The organism is Pseudomonas tensinigenes (assembly GCF_014268445.2).
GTDB lineage: Bacteria > Pseudomonadota > Gammaproteobacteria > Pseudomonadales > Pseudomonadaceae > Aquipseudomonas > Aquipseudomonas tensinigenes.
Window position 1 is genome coordinate 1,089,182 of the sequence record NZ_CP077089.1, and the last position, 22,437, is coordinate 1,111,618.

The following is a 22,437-nucleotide window of genomic DNA, read 5'->3' on the forward strand; positions in this document are numbered from 1 at the left end:
CATGCTGTACGACACCCTGATTCGCAATGCCCTGCTCATCGATGGCAGCAACATGCCCGGTTACCGCGCCGATGTTGCTATTCGCGCGGGCCGCATCGAGCGTATCGGCGACTTGCAAGATGCCACGGCGACCGAAGAAATCGACGCGGCCGGTCGTGTGCTGGCGCCGGGTTTCATCGATGTGCACACCCACGACGACACTGTGGTCATTCGCCAGCCGGAGATGTTGCCCAAACTCAGTCAAGGCGTGACCACGGTGATTGTCGGCAACTGCGGGATCAGCGCTTCGCCCGTGACACTGAAGGGCAATCCGCCGGATCCGATGAACCTGCTCGGTACAGCGGCGGCGTTTGTTTATCCACGCTTCAGTGATTATCGTGCGGCGGTGGAAGCGGCCAATACCACGTTGAACGTGGCTGCACTGATTGGCCATACGGCGCTGCGCAGCAATCATCTGGATGACCTGTTCCGCACAGCGACGCCAGAAGAAATCGCCGCGATGCGCGAGCAGTTACGCGAAAGCCTTGAGCACGGTGCGTTGGGTTTATCCACAGGTCTGGCGTACGCCAGCGCCTACAACGCCTCCACCGATGAAGTGATGCAACTGACCGAAGAACTGACGGCGTTCGGCGCGGTGTACACCACTCATTTACGCAGCGAATTCGCGCCGGTTCTGGAAGCGATGGATGAAGCGTTCAGCATCGGTCGACACTCGCGTTCACCGGTGATTATTTCCCACCTCAAATGTGCTGGCGTCGGTAATTGGGGGCGCAGTCCGCAATTGCTCGCCTCATTGGAGGAAGCAGCGAAAACTCACCCGGTCGGTTGCGATTGCTACCCGTATGCAGCGAGTTCATCGACGCTGGATTTGAAGCAAGTCACCGATGCGCATCGCATCACCATCACCTGGTCGACGCCGCACCCCGAGGTCAGCGGCCGTGACCTGATCGACATTGCCGCCGAATGGAACGTGCCACTGCTCGATGCCGCGAAATGCTTGCAACCGGCGGGTGCGGTGTATTACGGGATGGACGAGGCGGATGTCAGACGAATCCTCGCGCATCCGTTGTCGATGGTCGGTTCTGACGGACTGCCGGAAGACCCGTTCCCGCATCCGCGTCTGTGGGGCGCTTTCCCACGGGTGTTAGGACATTTCAGTCGCGACGTCGGCCTGTTTCCGCTGCACACCGCCGTGCACAAGATGACCGGGTTGTCGGCGGCGCGATTTGGGTTGAAGGAAAGAGGCGAGATTCGTGAAGGCTATTGGGCGGATCTGGTGTTGTTCAATCCGGCGACCGTGCGTGATGTCGCGGATTTCAATGATCCGCAACGGGCCGCGCAGGGGATTGATGGGGTTTGGATTAATGGCGTGTTGAGTTATCGCGACGGGCAGGCGAATGGTCGCAGGGAAGGGCGGTTTCTCGCACGCGATGGGAATTTACGCGACGGGTTTAAGTGATTCTGCTGACGTCAAAAGATCGCAGCCTTCGGCAGCTCCTACATGGGAATGCGACCTTCTGTAGGAGCTGCCGAAGGCTGCGATCTTTTGAACTGTGTCTCATAGTGGCACTGTGCAATTAAAGAAACGCCAGCCCAAGCCGAATTGCTGACATCCACCCCGTCTACACTGTGGGGCCAACCAGTCAGGGAGCACCCCATGAGCTTCGGCAAAACCACCCCGATCCTGCGGATCTTCGATGAAGCCAAGGCTGTCGAGTTTTACGTCGATTTTCTGGGTTTCAAGATCGACTGGCAGCATCGCTTCGAGGCGAATTTTCCGTTGTATCTGCAGGTGTCGCGCGGTGAATGTGTGCTGCATTTGTCCGAGCATCATGGCGATGCGTGCCCGGGTTCGGCGCTGCGTATCGAGACCGATGAGCTGGAGGCGTTTCAGCAACAGTTGGTGGCCAAGGATTACAAGTTTTCGCATCCGGGTATTCAGGCGATGCCGTGGGGGAGTCAGGACATGACCATCGTCGATCCGTTTGGTAATCGGTTGGTGTTCACCAATGCGATCAGCCTCTGAAGCGAAAAGCCCCTCACCCTAACCCTCTCCCAGAGGGAGAGGGGACTGACCGAGGTGTCTGGCGCTAGACATCGACCTGAAAGATCTGCATCGATTATGGATGGCCCTCACCCTAGCCCTCTCCCAGAGGGAGAGGGGACCGATTCGGGGATGCTTGAGAGATACACCGACCTGAACCTGCTCGGTCGAATCCATAATCGACTCGGTCATTCAGGTCGATGTCTAGCGCCAGACACCTCGGTCGGCCCCCTCTCCCTCCGGGAGAGGGCTGGGGTGAGGGGAAATGGCACACCGCAAAAAGAAGCCCGCCACCTAACCATCACAGTTGGGGTCGCGGGCTTTTTCGTTAGTCGGTCGGCACTAACCTGTCCAACACGCGATTGACGGCCATTTCCGCCACCATCACCACTTGCGCTGTGTTCCCTTTGTTGAGCGGCCACCCTTTGGCTACTAAACGAAAGGGTGGCAGCTGTACGCAGGTTAGTAGACCGGGGAACTCAGCTAAGCCGGCGCGCCGAAGCGCCCTGCGTACAGCCACCATCAAGCTCAGATACGCGAGTACCTGTGATGAATGTACGACCAGCAGAATTACCTCCGGGCTACTAAACCCGATCACTGGGAATCAGTGACGCAATCAAGTTACGCAGCATGCTCCGGGCGCACAAGCCGGCGGATTCTGGCGCAGGCGTAGGCAGTGGCGCAAGGATTTGTGGGCTGTTTCGCGTAACGCTGAGTGTCTTTAAACAACTGGGGTGCGGGATGTTTATTGCGCTCAAGTATCGAAGATTTACCTGTAGGAATTGGGTGCGGCAACTGGCGCATTCGCGAGCAGGCTCGCTCCCACAGTTGATCTCCGTTGTTCACAAAGTTGATGTTCACCGCCGACCCAATGTGGGAGCGAGCCTGCTCGCGAAGAGGCCCGAACATTCACCCCCGATGCATCTGCCGAAACTCCCCCGGCGGCATCCCTCGCCGACTCTTGAACGTGCGATGAAACGACCTCGGTTCGGTAAACCCCAGATACTGCGCAATGTCCTGAATCGGCAGCGTGCTGTTGAGCAAATAATGCTCAGCCAGTTCCTGGCGCAGATCATCGAGAATCTGCTGATACGACGTCCCCGCCTGATGCAACTGCCGCTGCAATGTGCGCACTGAAACGGCGAGCTGCTCGGCGACCTGCTCCTTGCGCGGCAAACCCTCCTTGAGCAACTGCCGCAGGATGTTCTTCACCTGCTGCTCAAGCGACGCATCCTCCAGCGTCGCCATCAATCCCAACGCATGTTCTTCCAGCGTGCGCAGCAACTGCGCATCCGCCTGACGCAACGGCAACTGCAAATACGCCAACGGCACGACCAGCGCTGAATACGGTTGATCAAACAACACCGGGCAATCGAAAAAAGCTTCGTACTGCGCCGGCGTGGCCTCGGCCGGGCATGAATGTTCCAGCCAGACCCCGGCCGGCGACATCTGCGTGTCGGCGATCCAGCGCGCGTATTGCAGCCACGAACCGAGGACATTCTCCACCAAGTGCCGACGAATCCGTGGGCGCTGATAGCGGCAGGTCCAGATCAGATGCACATGGCCGTCCTGCACCTCGGCGCGGCTGACGCCCATGTCGCCGACCAGTTTTTCGAACGGCATGATCCGGCTCATCGCATCGCCCAGCGTCGCGCAGTTCATGGTGATGTAACCGAGCACGCTCCACGAATTGGGCAGGACGAAATTCGCCGCGTTGAGGCCGAACAGCGGATCGCCCGAGTGTTCGCAGAAATAATCCAGCAAGCGTTCATGCGCCTCACCGGGCAAACGCAGGGTGTTGTCGCTCAACTGCTGCGCCTGCAAACCCGCCGCCGCCAATGCAGGTTCAATCGCCATGCCCAGGTGTTCGGCATGGCGCAGGTACTTGAGCAGCGGCGGAACCGAGGTGTAGCCAAGCGATTGCATGATCCCATTCCTTTGATCAATGGCGGCGGAGGCGGACGAATAGCCTGAAAGGTAATTTGAAACCCCGACTAAAGTAAATGGCTGACGCTTGCGCGACGTTTGACTCAATTGGCTACACGAACTGGCCGGATGCGACCGTGACACTTTGCGGCCGCTGGCTAGTATGGGGGCCTGAAATATCACTGATCTGACGGCAAAAAAGGACACACGCATGCGACGCTGGAACGGCTGGGGAGATGCAACCACGGTGGTCGAACTGCCGGCCCAGGGCGCGGAGTTTCTTCATGAGCGATTGGGCGAGGGGCGAGCGCTGCCCGACGCGACACTGGAGACCGCATTGGCCCGCGTGCCAGCCTCGCGATTGCCGGCGCACAGTTTGTACAGCGTCGATGCCCATGATCGTTTGCTGCATGCGCGGGGTCAGAGCCTGCCGGACTGGCTGGCGTTGCGCGAAGGTGCGCTGGGCAATTATCCGGATGCGGTGGCGTTCCCGGAGACGGCCGAACACATTCGCCAATTGCTGGCGCTCGCTCACGAACAGGACTTGTGCCTGATCCCGTACGGCGGCGGCACGTCGGTGGCCGGGCACATCAATCCGCCAGATTCGGCGCGGCCAGTGGTGACGGTGTCGCTGGCGCGGATGAATCGCCTGATCGACCTCGACGAACAAAGCCTGCTGGCAACGTTCGGCCCCGGCGCGAGTGGCCCGCAGGTGGAAAGTCAGTTGCGTGCGCGGGGCTACACGCTGGGGCATTTCCCGCAGTCGTGGGAGTTGTCGACGCTGGGCGGTTGGGTCGCCAGCCGTTCCAGTGGTCAGCAGTCGTTGCGCTATGGCCGGATCGAGCAATTGTTTGCGGGCGGAACCCTGGAAACCTTTGCCGGGCCTTTGGAAATTCCAACTTTCCCGGCCTCTGCCGCCGGGCCCGATCTGCGCGAAGTGGTGCTCGGTTGCGAGGGCCGTTTCGGGATCATTTCCGAGGTCAAGGTGCGGGTCAGCGCGCTGCCTGCCGATGAACGTTTTTACGGTGTGTTTCTCCCCGACTGGCCGCAAGCGCTAAGGGCGATCCGCCAATTGGCCCAGGCGCGCGTGCCGCTGTCGATGCTGCGCCTGTCCAACGCCGTGGAAACCGAAACGCAACTGGCGCTGGCCGGTCATCCGCAACAAATCGCCTGGCTGGAAAAGTACCTGAAGCTAAGGGGGGCGGCAGAGGGCAAATGCCTGCTGACCTTCGGCGTCACCGGCAATCGCCGACAAAATGCATTGTCGCTGACGCAGGCGCGGCAGCATCTGAAGGCCTTCGGCGGCGTATTCACCGGCACCTTGCTCGGCAAGAAATGGGCGCAGAACCGCTTCCGTTTCCCCTACCTGCGCGAGAACCTGTGGAACGCCGGTTACGTGGTCGACACCCTCGAAACCGCCACCGACTGGAGCAACGTCGACAACCTGCTCAACCTCATCGAAAACAGCCTGCGCGATGCCCTGGCCGCCGAAGGCGAACGCGTGCATGTGTTCACCCACCTGTCCCACGTCTACGGCGAAGGTTCGAGTATCTACACCACCTACGTGTTTCGCCCGTCGGCGGATTACCCCGCGACGCTGGCGCGCTGGAAAGCGCTCAAACATGCGGCCAGCCAGACCATCGTCGACAACCACGGCACCATCAGTCACCAACACGGTGTCGGCAAGGATCACGCGCCGTATCTGTTGCGTGAGAAGGGCGCGCTGGCGATGGATACCTTGCAGGCGCTGAGCAAACACTTCGATCCGGCCGGGCGCCTCAACCCCGGCACGCTGCTGCCGGAATGACGGCCATGAGTCAGGACTGGAACGCTGCGTGGCGCCAGCAGATTCTGCCGACGCTGGCCGAGGAAAGCTGGGATCTGATCGTCATCGGCGGCGGCATCAGCGGCGCCGGCATCCTGCGTGAAGCCGCACGTCGAGGTTGGCGCTGTCTGCTGCTGGAACAACGCGATTTCGCCTGGGGCACCTCAAGTCGATCATCGAAAATGGTCCATGGCGGTTTGCGTTACATCGCCAAGGGCCAGTGGCGCCTGACCCGTGATTCGGTGCGCGAACGTCAGCGCTTGCTCGACGAAGCGCCGGGGTTGGTCGAGCCGATGAGTTTCATGATGCCGCACTATCGTGGCGGCTTTCCCGGGCCTCGGGTGTTGGGTGGTTTGCTGAGCGTTTACGACGCTCTGGCCGGGCGTCGCAGCCATCGCTTTCATGATGCGCAACAGCTTCGATATCTGGCGCCGGGGGTGAAGGAAATCGACTTGCTCGGCGGCACCAGTTTTGTCGATGCGCTGACCGATGATGCGCGGCTGGTGATGCGTGTGTTGAGCGAGGCACGGGCGGATGGCGCTGTCGTGGTCAGTGGCGTTCGCGTCGAACATTTGCTGCGAGAAAACGGCCGTGTTTGCGGCGTTCAGATCGAAGATTGCGAGGCGGGCACAACCCTGAAATTGTGCTGCGACGTGCTCGCCGTGGCGACTGGCGCGTGGGCTGAACGCCTGCGGCCGACGGAGGCACCACGGCAATTGCGGCCGTTGCGCGGCAGTCATTTGTTACTGCCGGGTTGGCGTTTGCCGATGGCACAGGCGTTCACTTTTATGCATGAGCGTGATCGGCGACCGGTGTTTGTTTTCCCTTGGGAGGGCGCCACGGTGGTGGGCACCACGGACCTCGATCATCGCGAGGATCTGGATCAGAGCGCGAGCATCAGCGCTGAAGAACTCGACTATCTGCTGGCGGCCTGCACACAACAGTTTCCCGGTGCAGAAGTGACGGCGAATGATGTGCTGTCGACCTGGTCCGGCGTGCGTCCGGTGGTGGGCAGCGCAGGTGCGCATCACGACAAACCGTCGAATGAAACCCGCGAGCATGTGCTGTGGCAGGAACCCGGTTGCGTGACACTGGCCGGCGGCAAACTGACCACGTTTCGCCCTCAAGCCATCGAGGTGCTCAAGGCCTGCGCGAGCATGCTGGATCGTCCTTTCGTCGATGACGCCGCTCCAGTATTCGCCGCTGTACCTGCGTTGCCGATCCCGGCGCTGAGCAGCCATCAATGGCGACGTCTCGCCGGACGGCATGGCCGCGACCTGCCAAGGCTGGCGCAACTGCTCACGGAGATCGGCCACGCCACGGTCGGCGCCACGGACACTTTATGGGCGGAATTGGCCTTCGCCTGCGACGCAGAAATGGTCCTGCACCTCGACGATCTCCTGCTGCGCCGCACGCGGCTTGGCCTATTGTTGCCTCACGGTGGCGAAGAATACTTCAGCGCCATCCGCCAACTCTGCCAGCCACGACTGGCCTGGAGCGACGAACACTGGCAGCAGGAAGAACAGCGTTATCGGGCGTTGTGGCAACGCCATCATGGTTTGCCGGATGCCACGCCTTGATGCCCCTTGAAGAGAGCTCCATGGATAACCACCCGAACAAGCGTTACCTGCTGGCCATCGACAACGGCACCCAGAGCGTGCGCGCGCTGCTCTTCGATTTGCAGGGCAATCTGCTCGGCAAAGGCAAGGTTGAATTGCAGGCGTATTACTCGACGCAACCGGGCTGGGCCGAGCAGGATCCGGAGTATTACTGGGCGAAACTCGGCGAGGCTTGCCAGCAAGTGTGGGCGCAGACCGGCATCGACCGTTCGCAGATTGCCGGCGTTTCCCTGACCACGCAGCGCGGCACGGTGATCAATGTTGATGCCGAGGGTAAACCGTTGCGCCCGGCGATTCTGTGGCTCGATCAACGGCAGAGCGAAGTCGAGGGCGGGATCAAAGGGCCGTGGGGCTGGCTGTTCAAACTGGTCGGCGCCCAGGCGACTGTGGATTATTTTCGTGCCCAGGCTGAGGCGAACTGGATCGCCAAGCATCAGCCTGAAGTGTGGGCGGCAACAGACAAGTTTTTGCTGCTGTCCGGTTTTCTTACTCATCGACTGTGCGGGCGTTTTGTCGACTCCGTAGGCTGCTGCGTCGGCTATCTGCCGTTCGACTTCAAACGGCTGAAATGGGCCGCGCCGAGTGACTGGAAATGGCAGGCGCTGGCGGTGCGTCCCGAGCAATTGCCGAGCCTGCACAAACCCGGTGAAACCCTCGGCTACATCACCGCTGAAGCCGCTAGCCACACCGGCATTCCCGAGGGCTTGCCGCTGATTGCTGCCGGTGCCGACAAGGCTTGCGAAGTGGTCGGTGCCGGCGTGGTCGATGCGAGCACGGTGTGCCTGTCCTACGGCACCACGGCGACGATCACCAGCACCCGCTCGCGTTATCTGGAAATTGTCCCGTTGATCCCGCCATACCCCTCAGCGGTGCCCGATCAGTTCAACTGTGAGGTGATGATTTATCGCGGTTACTGGATGGTCAGCTGGTTCAAGAACGAGTTCGGTCTGCGCGAGATGCAGCAGGCCAAAGAGCAGGGCATCGAGCCGGAGCAGTTGTTCGATGCGCTGGTTGAGGCGGTGCCGCCTGGCTCGATGGGTTTGATGCTGCAACCGTACTGGTCGCCGGGGATTCGCGAGCCGGGTGTCGAGGCCAAAGGCGCGATGATCGGCTTCGGCGATGTGCACACTCGCGCGCATATTTACCGGGCGATTCTTGAGGGATTGGCGTATGCATTGCGCCAGGGCATGGAGAATATCGAGCGGCGTTCGAAGGTCTCGATCAAGCGGTTGCGCGTGGCCGGTGGTGGTTCGCAGAGTGATGCGGCGATGCAGCTGACGGCGAATATTTTCGGCCTGCCGGCGGAGCGTCCGCATGTGTATGAGGCGTCGGGTTTGGGGGCGGCGATTTGTTGTGCGGTGGGGTTGGGATTGCATGCGGATTTCCCTACGGCGATCGCGGCGATGACGCGGGTGGGTGCGGTTTTCATGCCGCAACCCGAGGCGCAGAAAATCTACGAGCAACTGTACAAAGAGGTCTACCTGCGCATGTACCGCCAGCTTAAACCGCTGTATCAAAGCATCCGCAAAATCACCGGTTATCCCGCCTGAAAGAACACTGTAGATCCCTGTGGGAGCGAGCCTGCTCGCGAATGCGGAGTGTCAGTCACCAATAATTTCACTGACCCACCGTATTCGCGAGCAGGCTCGCTCCCACAGGGGGACGGTGGCGTTTTTTATATTGCGTACTTGGCGCCATCGGAGAGCTTTTCTGGTGAGATCGGACAGTGTCAGCGGCGGGGTCGGTTGTTAGGCTCATCCCCCACGGCACCGCCAATAAGAACGAAAAGCAATGAAGCTGACTTTCCTCCTGTTGCTGCTTTGTGCAACGGCCCCGAGCGCCTGGGGCTGGTCGAACCATACGGTGGGCAGCTATCTGGCATTGCAGGAACTGCCGGCGTTGCGTGATGCACCGCAGGTTGAAGTAGAGCCATTGGAGCAGTTTCTCACCAAGCAATACCCGGCCGTGCTGGCGCTGCTGGAACAACAGGAAACCTTCGCCCGCGCGCACTTCGCTCAATACCCGCCACGCCCCGACAAGCTGAAATTGCCCGCAGTGCCAAGTGACAATCTGCGTCACGACTTCCTCACGGCGCTGCGCATCAATCCCGAGATTCATCTGGCGATGGTCATCCAGCCCTTGCCGGGTAAAGACCTGCCTGAGCGTGAGCACTTGCAGGCCAATCAGGTCATGGTCGAGCAAACCCTCTCTCCATGGAATCGCCAGCGCTTCATCGTTATCACCGAGCACGAAAAAGTCGCGCCTCTTGCGGTGCTCGCCAGCGCCGCCGACGAGCCGGATTACGGTCACGACATCAACCTGTTCAGCGACAACCCTGGCAATGTCGGTGCGCTGTACGGTTTCGGCCCGCAACCGTTCGGTGATGCGCGTTTCCAGTACAGCTCGCAGGCGCCGTTCCACATGGGCTTCTTCCACGAAAGCCCCGTGGTGTACGCCGCTGCCGGTTTCCTTGAACGCAGTTGGCCGGACTGGCGTGCGTATCAATACATGGGCCTGGCGCGATTGGCGTTTGCCAGCGGTCATCCGTATTGGGGTTATCGCTTTCTCGGCTGGGGCCTGCACCACATTCAGGACCTGACCCAGCCGTATCACGCCAAGCCGTTGCCCGGCGTCGACCTCGCCAGTCTTCTGTTGCTGGAAGGCAAGGCAATCGCCGGTTTCGCCGAGGATAAACAGGCCTCGATCGAGCGCGTCGCCACGCGGCACATGGAAGTGGAGAAGTACCAGTCGACCTGGCTGCGCCGATTGCTGCGCGCCGGCCAGCCGCATCCGATGCTTGCTGCCTACGTCGATGTAGCTCAGGACAAAACCTACCCGCCGTACTCGGTCGACTACCTGCGCGAAGTGGTCAGCGCCGAGTCCGTCAACGACTCCGCAGTCTTCGACGAGGCCATCGGGCAGTGGCTGGAAACCGCGCCGGTCAGCAGTGATTTCAGCAGCGGTAATCAGCTGCACCGAGAAGATTTCGACCATCCCGCACTCAACCAGCAACTGTTCAAGTTACTCGGGCATTTCGGCTCGCACAGCCGGATTTACGTCAGCGCGGGATTGGCGCCCTAGCCATCGCGGCAGGACAACAAAACAATAAAAAACAGGGAAGGAGGAAAACATGATCAACACTCGATTGCGCCTGACGGGCGCCGCGCTCCCCGGTGTCGGTCTGGCCGGGTTGCTGCAATTGTGCGCAGTCGATGCGGCGCACGCGGTGGAGTTCAGCTTCTTGGACAAACAGGTCACCGGTTCCCTCGACACGACCTTGTCCTACGGTCGTTTGTGGCGGGTGCAGGGCCGCGACAAGAGCAACGATGACGTCAACACCAACGACGGCAATCGCAACTTCGACACCGGGCTGGTTTCCGAGGTGTACAAGATCACCTCCGAGCTTGAAGCCAACTATCAGAACTACGGCGTGTTCGTGCGCGGCACCGCGTTTTACGACACGCAGCTGATGGACAAGCGCAACGACTACTACGACAACAACAGCCCGTCGCAACCGAGCCAGAGCTACCCGCAGGATGACCACTTCACCGGCCAGACTCGCGACATCGCCGGCAGCCGCATCGAGATGCTCGACGCCTATGTGCATGGCAGTTGGGACGTTGCGCAGATGCCGGTGACGGCGCGCGTCGGTCGGCAAGTGTTCAACTGGGGCGAGGGGATTTTCTATCGCGGCGGGATCAACACCACCAACCCGGTGGACGCCGCCAAGTACCGCTTGCCCGGCGCCGAAGTGAAGGAAGTGCTGGTGCCGGTCGAGGCGCTGAGCTTCAACATCGGCCTGACCGACTCGCTGACCATGGAGAGTTTCTACCAGACCAACTGGAAGGAAACCCGCATTGATCCGGTCGGCACCTTCTACTCGCAGACCGACCTGTTCGCCGACGGCGGCAACACCGGTTACAACAACTTTAGCGGCACGGCGCTTGATACCCCAGTGCCGGGGTTTGGCAACGTCATCGGTTTGTACAGCGCGCTGGGCAACAACCCGTTGCTGAGTTCGGCCCTGCAAAGCACCGGGTTGTACGCCAACGGCGTGACCCCGGCCTACGGCAATACGTTGAAAGTGGCGAGCATCGGCAAGGATTACAACGCGCGCAACGATGGGCAGTTTGGCTTTGCTTTTCGCTACATCGCCGAACAGCTCAACAGCACCGAGTTCGGGTTGTACATGGTCAATTACCACGCCAAGGAACCGACCATCGCTGCGGATCTGGGCGGGTACAAAGGCATCGACATGGATGCGCTGACCAATCTGCTGGCGGGGGTCGCTGGCAGTCAGGCCGGGGCGCTGGCCAATGGGTTGGCGACGGCCGACGTGATGGGCAATATCCAGGCGCATCGGCGTTACGCCGAAGACATTCGCATGTACGGCTTCAGCTTCAACACGACGTTGGGCGAGGCGTCGGTATTCGGTGAAATCGCTTATCGGCCGAACTTGCCGATCGGCGTCGCGGCCACCAATGATCTGATCGGTGACCTGGCCAACGGCGCAGCGGCAGCGGTCACCGGCAAGTCGATCAACGTCGGCGGGCAGATGGTGACGCTCGACAGCCAGATCAATAACGCCGAGCGCGTGGAAGCGTTCAACACCTCGCTGGGCACTATCTACAACTTCGGCCCCACGGCTTCGTTCGACTCGCTGTTCGGCATCTTCGAACTGGCCTCGGAGCACCTGCGCGGCAGCAGTCTGCAATACACCGCGTATGACGGTAGTCGTCGTTACTACGCCGGCACCGGTAACTATTCCTATGTGTCCGGCGGTGAGCGTGACGATCAGGTCAACCGCGATTCCTACAGCTACACGGCAATGCTCAACGGCACCTGGAACGACGTGTACGCCGGGGTCAACGTCTCGCCCTACATCGTTTACAAGGACGATTTCGAGGGCAACAGCTACCAGGCCGGCAACACCATCGAAGGTCGCAAGGCCTACACGCTGGGGATCAAGGCCAATTACCAGAACAAGCTCGAAGCCGAACTGCAATACACCGAGTTCTACGGCGGCGGGCAGAACAACGGCATCCGCGATCGCGACAACGTCGGGTTCAATCTCAAGTATTTCCTTTAAAGGCTACACACAGCTCCTGTGGGAGCGAGCCTGCTCGCGAAGAGGCCGGCACATTCAACATTGATGTCGACTGACCCACCGCTTTCGCGAGCAGGCTCGCTCCCACAGGTTTTGTATTTTTGGAGAAAGTCATGATTCACACTTCAAGACTGACAAAAACATCGCTAGCGCTGTTTCTGGGCCTGGCTGCCAGCACCGCTCTGGCCGCCATCACCCCGCAAAAAGCCGAACAACTGAAAACCACCCTGACCCCTATGGGCGCCGAGCGCGCGGGTAACTCAGCCGGCACCATCCCTGCGTGGACCGGCGGCATCACCCAGGTGCCCGCCGGCTACAAACCCGGCCAGCATCACCCCGATCCATACGCGGCCGACAAACCGCTGTTCACCATCACCAAAGCCAATCTCGACCAATACAAAGCCCACCTCAGCCCCGGCCAGATCGCCCTGTTCAACAGCTATCCCGACACCTTCCAGATGCCGATCTACCCATCCCGGCGATCTGGCTCGGCACCGCAGTGGCTGTACGACAACACCCTGAAAAACGCCACCTCGGCCAAGCTGCTCGAAGGCGGCAGCGGTTTCTCCGATGCCTACGGCGGCGTGCCGTTCCCGGTGCCCAAGGATGGCGTTGAAGTGCTGTGGAACCACATCACCCGCTACCGCGGCATCTACGTCGTGCGCCGCGCTTCCGAAGCACCGGTACAGCGCAACGGCAGCTTCGCGCTGGTGACCTCGCAGCAGGAAGCGCTGTTCAACTACTACCGCCCGAACGGCCAGTTCGCCGACCTGAAGAACATCCTGTTCTACTACCTCGCCTTCGTGAAGAGCCCCGCACGATTGGCCGGCGGTGCCGCCCTCGTGCACGAAACCCTCGACCAGCTCAAGGATGCGCGCCAGGCCTGGATCTACGACGCTGGCCAACGTCGCGTGCGCCGCGCACCGAATCTCGCCTACGACACGCCGATCGCATCCTCCGATGGCCTGCGCACCGCCGACGACACCGACCTGTTCAACGGCTCACCGGATCGCTACGAGTGGAAGCTCAAGGGCAAACAGGAAATCTACATCCCCTACAACAACTACAAAGTCGCCAGCCCTGACGTGAAATACGCGCAACTGCTCACCCCCGGCCACCTCAACCCGCAATACACCCGCTATGAACTGCACCGCGTGTGGGTGGTGGAAGGCAACTTGAAACCGGGTTCGCGGCATATCTATTCCAAGCGTGTGCTGTTTCTCGATGAAGACAGCTGGGGCGCGGCACTGGTCGATCAATACGATGGGCGAGGGGAGTTGTGGCGGGTGTCGATGGCCTACCTGAAAAACTTCTACGACCTGCCGACGACGTGGAGTGCGCTGGATGTTTTCCACGATTTGCAGGCGCGTCGTTATTACGTGCAGAACCTTGATAACGAAGAAGCGGAGACGGTGGATTTCGCGCAGCCGGTGCCGGAGGATGCTTACTTCATGCCGTCGGCGTTGCGGCAGCGTGGGACGCGCTAAGTGATTGCGCTGGCTGTTCTTGGGTGGATGGATGTTAGTCTCGATCAATGATTTTTGCTTGATAGCAGGAGGCATCATGGCCATCATCACAATTCGAAATGTTGATGGTCCGCTCATGGATCAGTTACGGATTAACGCGGCCCAGAACGGAAATTCCATCGAGGAAGAAGCTCGCATGATACTGGGGCGAGCATTGATTAGAAGGGATAGCGCTGGAGGCTTGGGTAGCCGGATTCGCCAGCGTTTTTCCTCGGTCGGAGGGATCGACCTTGCTCTGCCTTCACGGCAGGAAAAAGCCAGGATTATGGATTTTCCAGATTGCTGATGCTCGAAATGCGCACGCGCTGAAGAATACCTTCATGTAGGAGCTGCCGAAGGCTGCGATCTTTTGATCTGGCTTCTGATTTGTTCAAAAGCGAAGATCAAAAGATCGCAGCCTGCGGCAGCTCCTACATTAGGCGGAGTTTTTTCCGGGACATCGGGGTGATGGGGCGGACGCAATCGCGAGCAGGCTCACTCCTACAGGAGGATTGGCGTCGTTCACATAATCTGTGATCGACGCGTTACCTGTAGGCCTTCGCCTGCTCGCGATTCGCTTGTAGCTTCAGCGCGAAATCAAGATCAAACGCGGAAGTGGCTGACCATCTGCTGCAATTGACCACCCAGACGCGCCAGTTCAACACTCGACGCAGCCGTCTCATCACTCGCCGCAGCGGTCTGTTCCGACACGTCGCGCACGTTGATGATGCTGCGGCTGATCTCTTCGGCCACCGCGCTCTGCTGTTCGGCTGCGGCGGCGATCTGCTGGTTCATCGACTGGATGTTCGACACCGTGCGGGTGATGTTTTCCAGTGACGCGCCAGCCTTGCGCGTCAGCGCCACGCTGCTGTCGGTCAGGGCGCGGCTGTTGCTCATTACCGCCGAAACCTGCTGGGTGCCGTTCTGCAGACCGGCGACCAGGCCTTCGATTTCTTCGGTGGATTTCTGCGTACGCTGGGCCAGGCCACGAACTTCATCGGCAACCACGGCAAAACCACGACCGGCCTCACCGGCGCGCGCGGCTTCGATCGCAGCGTTGAGGGCCAGCAGGTTGGTCTGTTCGGCCACGGCTTTGATCACGTCCATGACGCTGCCGATCTTGTCGCTTTCCTGTTGCAGCACGCTCATGGCTTCGGTGGAACGCACCACTTCGCTGGCCAGACGCTCGATCTGCGCGATGGCTTCGTTGACCACTTTGTCGCCTTCACGGGCTTCGCCGTCAGCGGCGGCTGCGGCTTGCGAGGCTTCTTCGGCGTTGCGCGCGACTTCCTGCACGGTGGCAGTCATCTCGTGCATCGCGGTGGCAACCTGATCGGTTTCGACCTTCTGGCTGTTCACACCGGCGCTGGTCTGCTCGGTAACGGCGGACAGTTCTTCGGCAGCGCTGGCAATCTGGGTGACGCCGTCGCGGATGCCGCTGATCAAGTCGCGCAGGGTCACGCCCATGCGGGCGATGCCTTGTTGCAGCACGCCGAGTTCGTCGCGGCGGGTGACGGTGACGTTCTGGGTCAGGTCGCCGCTGGCGATGCGCTCGACCACAGCCAGGGTTTCTTGCAGCGGACGGGTGATCTGACGGGTGATGATCACCGCAGCAATCACGCCAACCAGCAATGCCAGCAGGGTGCTGATCAACTGGAAGGTGCGCGCCTGGGCACTTTCGATGTCGCGACGGTCGAGCTGGATCTGATACAGCTGCTCGCTCGTAGTGACGATGGCGGCGCCTTGATCAGTCATTTCCTTACGCGCCTGCACGGCGTCGGTGTTGGCATTTTTATACGCCATCAACGCGCTGCGATAGTTGACCAGTGCGGTTTCCAGCTGACGCAGGGCGTCTTGCTGCGAGTCAGCAAAATGCACGTTCAGTTGCTTGAGGCTGGCAATGGCGGCGTCAATCTGGCCGATGGCTTTCTGCTCGGTTTCGGCGTTGGTGGTGGCGGTGTAGCCGCGCACTTCATAGCGCGCGAGGATGAACGCTTCCTTGGCGGCGGTGATCGCTTGGAACTGCTCGAAACGCTGCTCGCTCATGTCCATCTGCTGCACGCGTTTGCTGATCGATTCGATCTGGTTGTACGCGGTCTCGGCACTCACGCTCATGCTGTCGCGGGCGCTATTACCGGTGCGATAGGCGTTGCGCATTTTGTTCAGCGACGTCTGGTATTCAGCGATGGTCGCGGCCTGCTCCTTGAGCAGTTTGACGTTTTCCGGGCTCTTGAAGCTGTTGATCAGCTTCTGTTGCTGCGCGGCGAAGCTTTCGAGGGTGGTCTGCACATTCTGCGCGGCGGTTTCATCGCCATTGGTCAGCATGTACTGCAGGCGCACTACGCGCAGTTTGGTCAGGCCGGCATTGAGCTGGGTGATGTCGCTCATCCAGTTGCTGCGGTCGATCAGGCCACCGAGGCTGGTCCAGCCCGTCAGGGCTAGCACGCAGGTCAGGGCCAGTACCAGGCCGAAGCCCAGGCCCAATTTCATGTTCACGCTGATGTTGCCGAACCAGCTATTCATCAAAAATCCTCCAGAAACGTTGGGTTTCTTGTCGTCAGTTAGGCTGGAAGATTGTTGTTTTTTTGAGCCAGCAAGGGTGTTAGCAGGTTTGTATCGGCCGCATTTCCCAGAGCTGAAAGGATTTTGTCCTACGGAATTTGTAACATCGGATCCCAAGACTTTTTTCACATGGGTTTCACTGGCTGCCCACGCGCGCCTCTGTACCTTCGCCGCATCGAATGAACCCGTGATGCAAAGTGGCGAGGCGGTTTTTGTGGAATTGAGACTGAGTCTGTTCGGCGTCAAACGCTCGATTGATCTGAGCTTTTTGGCGCGTTTTCGCAACACTTGGGTGGTGTTGGCGGCATCGGTGTTGGTGATCCCGCTTACCCTGTGGTTGCTCGCGCCGGCGGCGGTGCCGGATCTCGCCCATGGCAATGTCTCCGGTGCGCAGGCGCTGGCAGCCGGTTGGGCCAAGGGCGAAGTGATCGTGCTGGTGCGTCACGTCGAGCGCTGCGATCACTCCAAAGCTGCCTGCCTGAGTGGCAATGACGGCATCACCGATCGCTCACGCAGTGTCGCGGTGGCGGTCGGTGCCCGTTTCGAGCAACTGGGCCTGAACAACGCCGACATCTACAACAGCCCGTCGATGCGCACGGTGCAGACCGCCGGTTACATGTTCAACCATGCCGCCAGCGGCGACGACTGGTTGATCAACTGCCGGGGCCGCATGTTGCAGGATGCGCTGGCCCACAAGGTGCCCGGTCGCAATCTGGTGCTGGTGACCCACAGCGAGTGCATGGCGCAAATCGAGAAAGATCTCAAAGTACCGACTTCGGACGTGGGTTACGGCTCGTCATTATTTGTTTCCGCTGCCAGCCCGGCGGCTCCCAAGATGCTCGGCTTTATTGAAGCCTCCGACTGGCGCACGGTGAATACCCGATGAAATCACGCTTCTACGCTTATAATTTCGGCATTCCGCTGGCCTGTGCGGCGCTGGTGTTCCTGATGTTCGACATGACCCGAATCGACATCGCCTTCAGCAACCTGCTGTTCGATCCGATGACCCAGACCTTCCCGCTCGACAAAATCCACTTCTTTGAAAAGCTCACGCACAAATGGGCGCGGATCATTCCCAACTGGACGGCGGAAATCGCGTTGGTCGGCGCACTGCTGTCGCTGGTCTGGCCGTTGGTCAATCCGCACATGCGTCCGCGACTCGGTGCAATGCTGGATCGCAGCAAAGTCGCGCCAGTGCTGCGATTTGCCGCTGATCACCGTAGGGATTTTCTGTTTGTGGTGGTCGCATTCGCGCTCTGCACCGGGGTGATTCACTTCCTCAAATCCCACACCAGCGTTTACTGCCCCATCGAAACCACGCTGTACGGCGGAAAAATGGCCCACATTGAGTGGTACAGCAACTTTCAACTGTTCCATGAAGCGGGTAGTGGCCGGTGCTGGCCGGGTGGTCATGCGTCGGGTGGCTTCACCATGCTGGCGCTGTATTTCGTGGCGCGGCGCTATCAATGGCGTTTTTCCAGTGCAATCTTGTGGGGCTCACTGTTGCTGGGGTTCGTTTATGGCACTACTCGTGTCCTGCAAGGTTGGCACTACATGTCCCACACGTTCTGGGCCGGAATCTTCGTCTGGCTGGCGTGTTTGCTGACAGCGCTGGCCTTCTACGGACGGGCGCGGCTGGATGTGCCGGTGCTGAGCAAGCGCACGCAGAAAGCTTTCATTGCGCAGTCTGAGGTCTCTCTCTGAACCCGTCCGGATGAAATGAAAAAAACCGCCAATCATCGGCGGTTTTTTTATGCGGCTGCGCAGGCCTCAATAGCCGACGAAGTAATACGCCTGTCGTCCGACCATCATGGTCTTGAGTACTTTCAGTGGGGCGGCGGGTTCGCTGTCGCCGGCCATCACCACGACATGGGATGGCGAGGCCGCGAGGAAATCTCGCAGCTGCACTTCGGTATCCAGGCCTTTGAGTACCTGCTGGGTGTAGAAGACCGTGGCGCCACCGACCCGCTCGTTGGCCTCAAACAGTGCGACTTGATGCCCGGCAGTTTGCAGCGTCTGAATCTCTGCGCTCAACGGCAGGAACGAAAGCTTTTTGTCGGCGTGGGGCAGGGCCCACTGCGCGGCTGCGAGGTAACTGCCGATCACGAGCGTGAGCACACCCACTGCCAGTGTCTGACGCTGTCGGGCGATTCGGCCTACGAATCCATTGCCTGATTCGTACTGCTTCAAGCGCTCGAACAGCACGCTCGCATACTCCGCGGCGATCACTGCGGCGGCGGGTGTCATCGACATCAGGTACACCGTGCGCTTGCTCGACGCCAACGTCAGCATCACGAACTGCGCAACGATCCACAGGCTGAAAAACAGCAAGTAGCGGTTAGCCTTCAATTGTTTACGGAAATGCCAGAGCCCCAGGTACACCAGAATGTTCCACGGCAGGAAGGCTTCCGGCAGTTTGGCGAGGTAGTAATAGAACGGTTCGTAGTGCCCTGCCTCGACGAACGAACCGCTGAAGCGCCCGACACTGTTGGTCAGCAGCACCTCTTTGACGGCCTGCGCGCCGCCGTGCTGGAAGAGGATGACGAGCCAGATCAGCAGCGGAATCAAGCCGACCATGGTCAGTAAGCCGGGTCGTAGCCAGTCGGCGATTTTCAGGCGCTTGTCCATCAGGTTGTCCGCCAGCAGATAGGCAAAAATCACCACCCCCGGCATGGCCAGGCCCAGCACACCTTTGCTCAATGTGGCGATGGCGATCCCGACTACAAACAGCAGCGAGTTGCCGAGCGTCGGTGCCCGCTGCGCCTGGAAAAAGGCGAGCAACGCCGTGGCTACGCCGAGTGCGAGCAGCGCGTCTTCGCCGACGCCGCGCACATTGCTCCAGTAACTGGCCATGGTCGCGAGCAGAATGCCTGCGGTCCAGGCGACCATTTTCGGCCGCTCGAAACGCCGCAACATGCCGTACAGCAGCATCACGCTGAGCAACCCGGCAACCGCTGACGCCAGTCGTACGGCCCACGGTGAAACGCCGAATACGCGCATCGCGCCAGCATCCAGCCACAGGCTCAGTGGTGGTTTTTCCAGAAACGGTTCGCCGAACAGGCGCGGCGTCACCCAGTCGTTATCAAGGTGCATCTCCATGGCGATCCCGGCGACACGGGCCTCGGTGGAGCCTTGCAATTGGTGGCCACCCAGCGCGAAGAAAAACAGCAGGGCGGCAAGCAGAAACAGCGAAGTGGCGGCACGCGACATGGGGTTCAGGCAACCGGAAGGGGCGGGAGGCCTGAGCATACGTCGGCAATCCTGAACAAATTGTGAAGCTAGGCCAGTTGTCGTGACCAACGCTTGTCCGGCGTTTCGAACAGCGGATTGACCAGCGCCGTCAGCACATGATCCTGCCAGCGCCCGGCAATGTTCAGATACGCCTTGGCGTAACCCTCGCGCTCGAAGCCCAACCGCTCAAGCAAGCGCGCACTGCGCTCGTTGCCGGGGATGTAGTTGGCCATGATCCGGTGCAGATTCTGGGTATCGAACATGTAACCGATGCCAGCCTCCAGCGCCTCGTGCATCAAGCCTTGCCCCTGCAGGGACTCGTCTATGTGATAACCCAGATAACACGCCTGAAACGCTCCGCGAATAATGCCGCTGAAATTGCACGCGCCGATCATCTGCTGGCCGTCCGGCGTCAGTAGCGCGAAATGCATGGCCAGCCCGGCCTCGAACGCGCTGGCCTGTATTTCAAGACGTCGGCGAATCTGCTCGGTGGAAAAATATTCGGTGGTGCGGATTGGCGACCATGGCGCGAGGTGGCGCTGGTTGCGTCGGTAGAACTCGCTTTCAAGTTCGGCCTGATCCGGAGCGAGTATTGCGAGCGTCAGGCGTTGGCAGGGCAGGGTCAACAGCGGCATCGGGCGCTCCGAAGTGTGGGTTCTTCCAGCAGAGTCGCGCAATAAGCGGGGTCACGGCAAGTCGTGGCGAAGAAGGGGCTTTGTTTCAGGCAAAAAAAAGCCCGCAGGAGCGCGGGCGAACCGTAGTTTCTTGAATGAGCGAACGGACTGTACAAGGGTTGGCCGCGCCGCTGCAGTGAAGAAAAATTCATCTCGATGGGCGGCTCCAACCGTGTCCGATGCTTCAATAAACGTGCACAGACTTTGCCCGTCAATGGCAGGTTTCAGGCCTGGATGAGGGCGGCGCGCTCTGCGGATCAAGATTGTCCCGTGCCCGGCAGACCAGGATCTCGGCCAGCGCGCTTAATTGCTTCATTGCCACCGCCACATGGCGTTTCGAACCGTCGAACTCATCGGCAAAGTTGGCGCTGATGGCCGTCAGAGAGTCGAGAATCTCGCTGGCGTGGGTGAGCAGGGTCAGCGTGTCGACATCTTCCCGTACCCTGATGAGCTGATTGAGCGGCACACTACGCCGCCGCTTCGACGCCTCGCTGCGTGCGCTGGTGTTCGACTGGATTTGAGTGCTGGACGCTGGCGCATCGGAAGGTGCCGAGCCAACCAGCGAAAGTCGGGTGATTTTCTTCATGACGTAGCTCCGTGGAGTGAACATTCACTGCAATTGCGTCTGCCAATCGTCCGTTGGATGGCAGTGGTCGTGGAGGGTAACGCCTTGAAAAACGCTGCACCAGTTCATGGAAGTCGACGCGTGTTGCGGGAATTTTCCTAGGATGCTCGATGTGGGAAGGAACGCGTGGCGATAAAGCACTTTCTGGATTTATCCGCCGGCTTGAGTCCGGTGACGGAGCTCAATATTCCGCCACCTTTTCTTCGCGCAAAACCCACCCGGCTTCGCCCGCCATCAACGTGTATTGAACCTGGCGCATCTTCCCCGTGCGGCCTGCGCCTGCATCTGCGTTGTCATACACCGGGAAGCGCTGCACCAAGGCGTTTTCCACCACTGCAAACGAATCCTCGCCCTGATAGCCCGCGGCGATTTTCGGATTGTCGCTGACCGGCGGCAGGTAGATTTCGCTCAGGGATTTCTTGTTGTTGGCCGAATAGGCGATCAGCTCTCCCGGCATGCCGCGTCCGGGAACGCGGGTGAAGATGTAGATTTCGGGCGAACCGTCGTTGTTCAGGTCTGCAATTTCGGCGCGGACGATATCGCCCTTGAGCGGGCGGGTGATCGCGCTGTTATCGATTTCCAGGCCCTTGGGTTCAATGCGCAAAACGGATTGGCCATCGACCTGTTCACGGCTGACGTGAAAGCGGATGCCCTGCAATTCCAGTGTCTGTTCGAATGGCTTTGTCTGAGCCGCATCGGCGCCGGCGAGCCTCAGAGACAACGCATAGTTGGCGACTTCATTGCGCCGTGCCGCATTGCGCATGAGGTACACCTGAACGGTGTACTCCCCATCGGAAGGCAGTGAGCCAGAAAAGTGATTGCCCATGATCGAGCCGTTGAACAGCGCGTAATCCGCGCCCTTGGCGGTGATGTTGAAGTAGGCGGAGGTGTTGGACGGTTTGAAATCGATGGTGAGCATCTGGCCGGCCCTTCCTTTGAATCTGTACTCCGCCGTTTGGTCCCCCTTGATCGACTGTTTGCGCTCGACACTGTCCGCACTGGTTGTGAAAGCGATAGGCTCGACGCGCACAGCGCCATTATCTGCTGCGTGAACAGGCAGGGAAATCAGTGCAGCCAGTGTGGCGGCGATCCAGATCTTCATCTTCAACTCCATGCATCTCGATGTTCGCAGCATAGAGGCTGCGTCGAGGCAGCGCCCTGGATTGCGCGGATTAAATGTTGCTGGATTTGAGTGTGTGCTTGAAGGGGGAGCCAACGTTGGATGTTCGATCCTCAAGGGAAAACTGTTCACACAATTCTCACCTGAGTTTTGCCATGATTGTTGCCGGTATTTCATCGGCCCGAGCGAGTGATCCCGT

The 22,437-nt window shown here is 59.9% G+C and carries 17 protein-coding genes and 1 pseudogene; 11 read left to right on the forward strand and 7 right to left on the reverse strand.

The genetic code is table 11. The annotated features are described in order from the left end of the window. The first annotated feature begins 1 nt into the window (after nucleotide 1). Together HU718_RS04665 and HU718_RS04670 are read left to right on the forward strand one after the other, a co-directional pair. Complete coding sequence (locus HU718_RS04665) at nucleotides 2-1,459, forward strand: N-acyl-D-amino-acid deacylase family protein (protein ID WP_186615889.1); 1,458 nt, start codon at nucleotides 2-4, stop codon at nucleotides 1,457-1,459. 198 nt (nucleotides 1,460-1,657) lie between these two features. Continuing rightward, nucleotides 1,658-2,026 carry a glyoxalase superfamily protein gene (locus HU718_RS04670; RefSeq protein WP_034154383.1) on the forward strand — a complete coding sequence of 123 codons (369 nt, stop codon included), beginning with the start codon at nucleotides 1,658-1,660 and terminating at the stop codon, nucleotides 2,024-2,026. Between the two features lie 927 nt (nucleotides 2,027-2,953). Here HU718_RS04670 and gliR read toward each other — a convergent pair. Then, on the reverse strand, nucleotides 2,954-3,970 hold the full coding sequence (gene gliR, locus HU718_RS04675; protein ID WP_150705848.1) for an AraC family transcriptional regulator GliR: 1,017 nt from the start codon (nucleotides 3,968-3,970) through the stop codon (nucleotides 2,954-2,956). Between the two features lie 211 nt (nucleotides 3,971-4,181). Here gliR and HU718_RS04680 point away from each other — a divergent pair, with 211 nt between their 5' ends. The 7 genes from HU718_RS04680 to HU718_RS04710 all read left to right on the forward strand — a co-directional run bounded on the left by HU718_RS04680 (nucleotide 4,182) and on the right by HU718_RS04710 (nucleotide 14,333). Beyond that, complete coding sequence (locus HU718_RS04680; RefSeq protein ID WP_150731438.1) at nucleotides 4,182-5,777, forward strand: FAD-binding oxidoreductase; 1,596 nt, start codon at nucleotides 4,182-4,184, stop codon at nucleotides 5,775-5,777. A 5-nt stretch (nucleotides 5,778-5,782) separates the two neighbouring features. Further along, nucleotides 5,783-7,375 (forward strand): glycerol-3-phosphate dehydrogenase/oxidase, encoded by a 1,593-nt coding sequence (locus HU718_RS04685; RefSeq protein ID WP_186615890.1) that lies wholly within the window; start codon nucleotides 5,783-5,785, stop codon nucleotides 7,373-7,375. Nucleotides 7,376-7,395: 20 nt separating this feature from the next. Continuing rightward, nucleotides 7,396-8,964, forward strand: coding sequence for an FGGY-family carbohydrate kinase (locus HU718_RS04690; protein WP_186615891.1), 1,569 nt, complete (start codon nucleotides 7,396-7,398; stop codon nucleotides 8,962-8,964). Between the two features lie 241 nt (nucleotides 8,965-9,205). Further along, nucleotides 9,206-10,495: a phospholipase C/P1 nuclease family protein gene (locus tag HU718_RS04695; RefSeq protein WP_186615892.1), complete on the forward strand. Its 1,290-nt coding sequence runs from the start codon at nucleotides 9,206-9,208 to the stop codon at nucleotides 10,493-10,495. 49 nt (nucleotides 10,496-10,544) lie between these two features. Beyond that, the gene (locus tag HU718_RS04700) at nucleotides 10,545-12,503 is read left to right on the forward strand and encodes a DUF1302 domain-containing protein (protein ID WP_186615893.1); all 1,959 of its coding nucleotides are present in this window, start codon (nucleotides 10,545-10,547) and stop codon (nucleotides 12,501-12,503) included. 131 nt (nucleotides 12,504-12,634) lie between these two features. Then, nucleotides 12,635-14,008: a DUF1329 domain-containing protein gene (locus tag HU718_RS04705; protein WP_150705854.1), complete on the forward strand. Its 1,374-nt coding sequence runs from the start codon at nucleotides 12,635-12,637 to the stop codon at nucleotides 14,006-14,008. A gap of 76 nt (nucleotides 14,009-14,084) precedes the next feature. Then, the gene (locus tag HU718_RS04710; protein WP_186615894.1) at nucleotides 14,085-14,333 is read left to right on the forward strand and encodes a FitA-like ribbon-helix-helix domain-containing protein; all 249 of its coding nucleotides are present in this window, start codon (nucleotides 14,085-14,087) and stop codon (nucleotides 14,331-14,333) included. Between the two features lie 296 nt (nucleotides 14,334-14,629). Here the strand turns inward: HU718_RS04710 and HU718_RS29960 are convergent, their stop codons facing one another. Together HU718_RS29960 and HU718_RS29965 are read right to left on the reverse strand one after the other, a co-directional pair. Beyond that, complete coding sequence (locus tag HU718_RS29960) at nucleotides 14,630-15,493, reverse strand: methyl-accepting chemotaxis protein (RefSeq protein ID WP_371748303.1); 864 nt, start codon at nucleotides 15,491-15,493, stop codon at nucleotides 14,630-14,632. Then, nucleotides 15,488-16,549 (reverse strand): annotated as a pseudogene (locus HU718_RS29965) (methyl-accepting chemotaxis protein); the annotation flags it as partial. The gene HU718_RS29960 and the pseudogene HU718_RS29965, both read right to left, overlap by 6 nt. Before the next feature lie 253 nt (nucleotides 16,550-16,802). Here HU718_RS29965 and pmrG point away from each other — a divergent pair. Next, nucleotides 16,803-17,474: a lipopolysaccharide core heptose(II)-phosphate phosphatase PmrG gene (pmrG, locus tag HU718_RS04720; RefSeq protein WP_186615895.1), complete on the forward strand. Its 672-nt coding sequence runs from the start codon at nucleotides 16,803-16,805 to the stop codon at nucleotides 17,472-17,474. Continuing rightward, nucleotides 17,471-18,292 carry a phosphatase PAP2 family protein gene (locus HU718_RS04725; protein WP_186615896.1) on the forward strand — a complete coding sequence of 274 codons (822 nt, stop codon included), beginning with the start codon at nucleotides 17,471-17,473 and terminating at the stop codon, nucleotides 18,290-18,292. The genes pmrG and HU718_RS04725 overlap by 4 nt, the downstream gene beginning before the upstream one ends. Nucleotides 18,293-18,358: 66 nt before the next feature. On the opposite strand, the gene HU718_RS04730 is transcribed toward HU718_RS04725, so the two are convergent. From HU718_RS04730 to HU718_RS04745, 4 genes are all read right to left on the reverse strand, one after another. Then, entirely contained in the window at nucleotides 18,359-19,837 is a 1,479-nt protein-coding gene (locus HU718_RS04730) for an ArnT family glycosyltransferase (protein ID WP_437180870.1), read from the reverse strand. A gap of 29 nt (nucleotides 19,838-19,866) precedes the next feature. Beyond that, nucleotides 19,867-20,454 (reverse strand): ribosomal protein S5-alanine N-acetyltransferase, encoded by a 588-nt coding sequence (rimJ, locus tag HU718_RS04735; protein WP_150731428.1) that lies wholly within the window; start codon nucleotides 20,452-20,454, stop codon nucleotides 19,867-19,869. A gap of 250 nt (nucleotides 20,455-20,704) precedes the next feature. Then, nucleotides 20,705-21,079: a DUF6124 family protein gene (locus HU718_RS04740; RefSeq protein ID WP_186615897.1), complete on the reverse strand. Its 375-nt coding sequence runs from the start codon at nucleotides 21,077-21,079 to the stop codon at nucleotides 20,705-20,707. Nucleotides 21,080-21,299: 220 nt separating this feature from the next. Continuing rightward, on the reverse strand, nucleotides 21,300-22,370 hold the full coding sequence (locus HU718_RS04745) for a hypothetical protein (RefSeq protein WP_225936841.1): 1,071 nt from the start codon (nucleotides 22,368-22,370) through the stop codon (nucleotides 21,300-21,302). Nucleotides 22,371-22,437 lie beyond the last annotated feature (67 nt).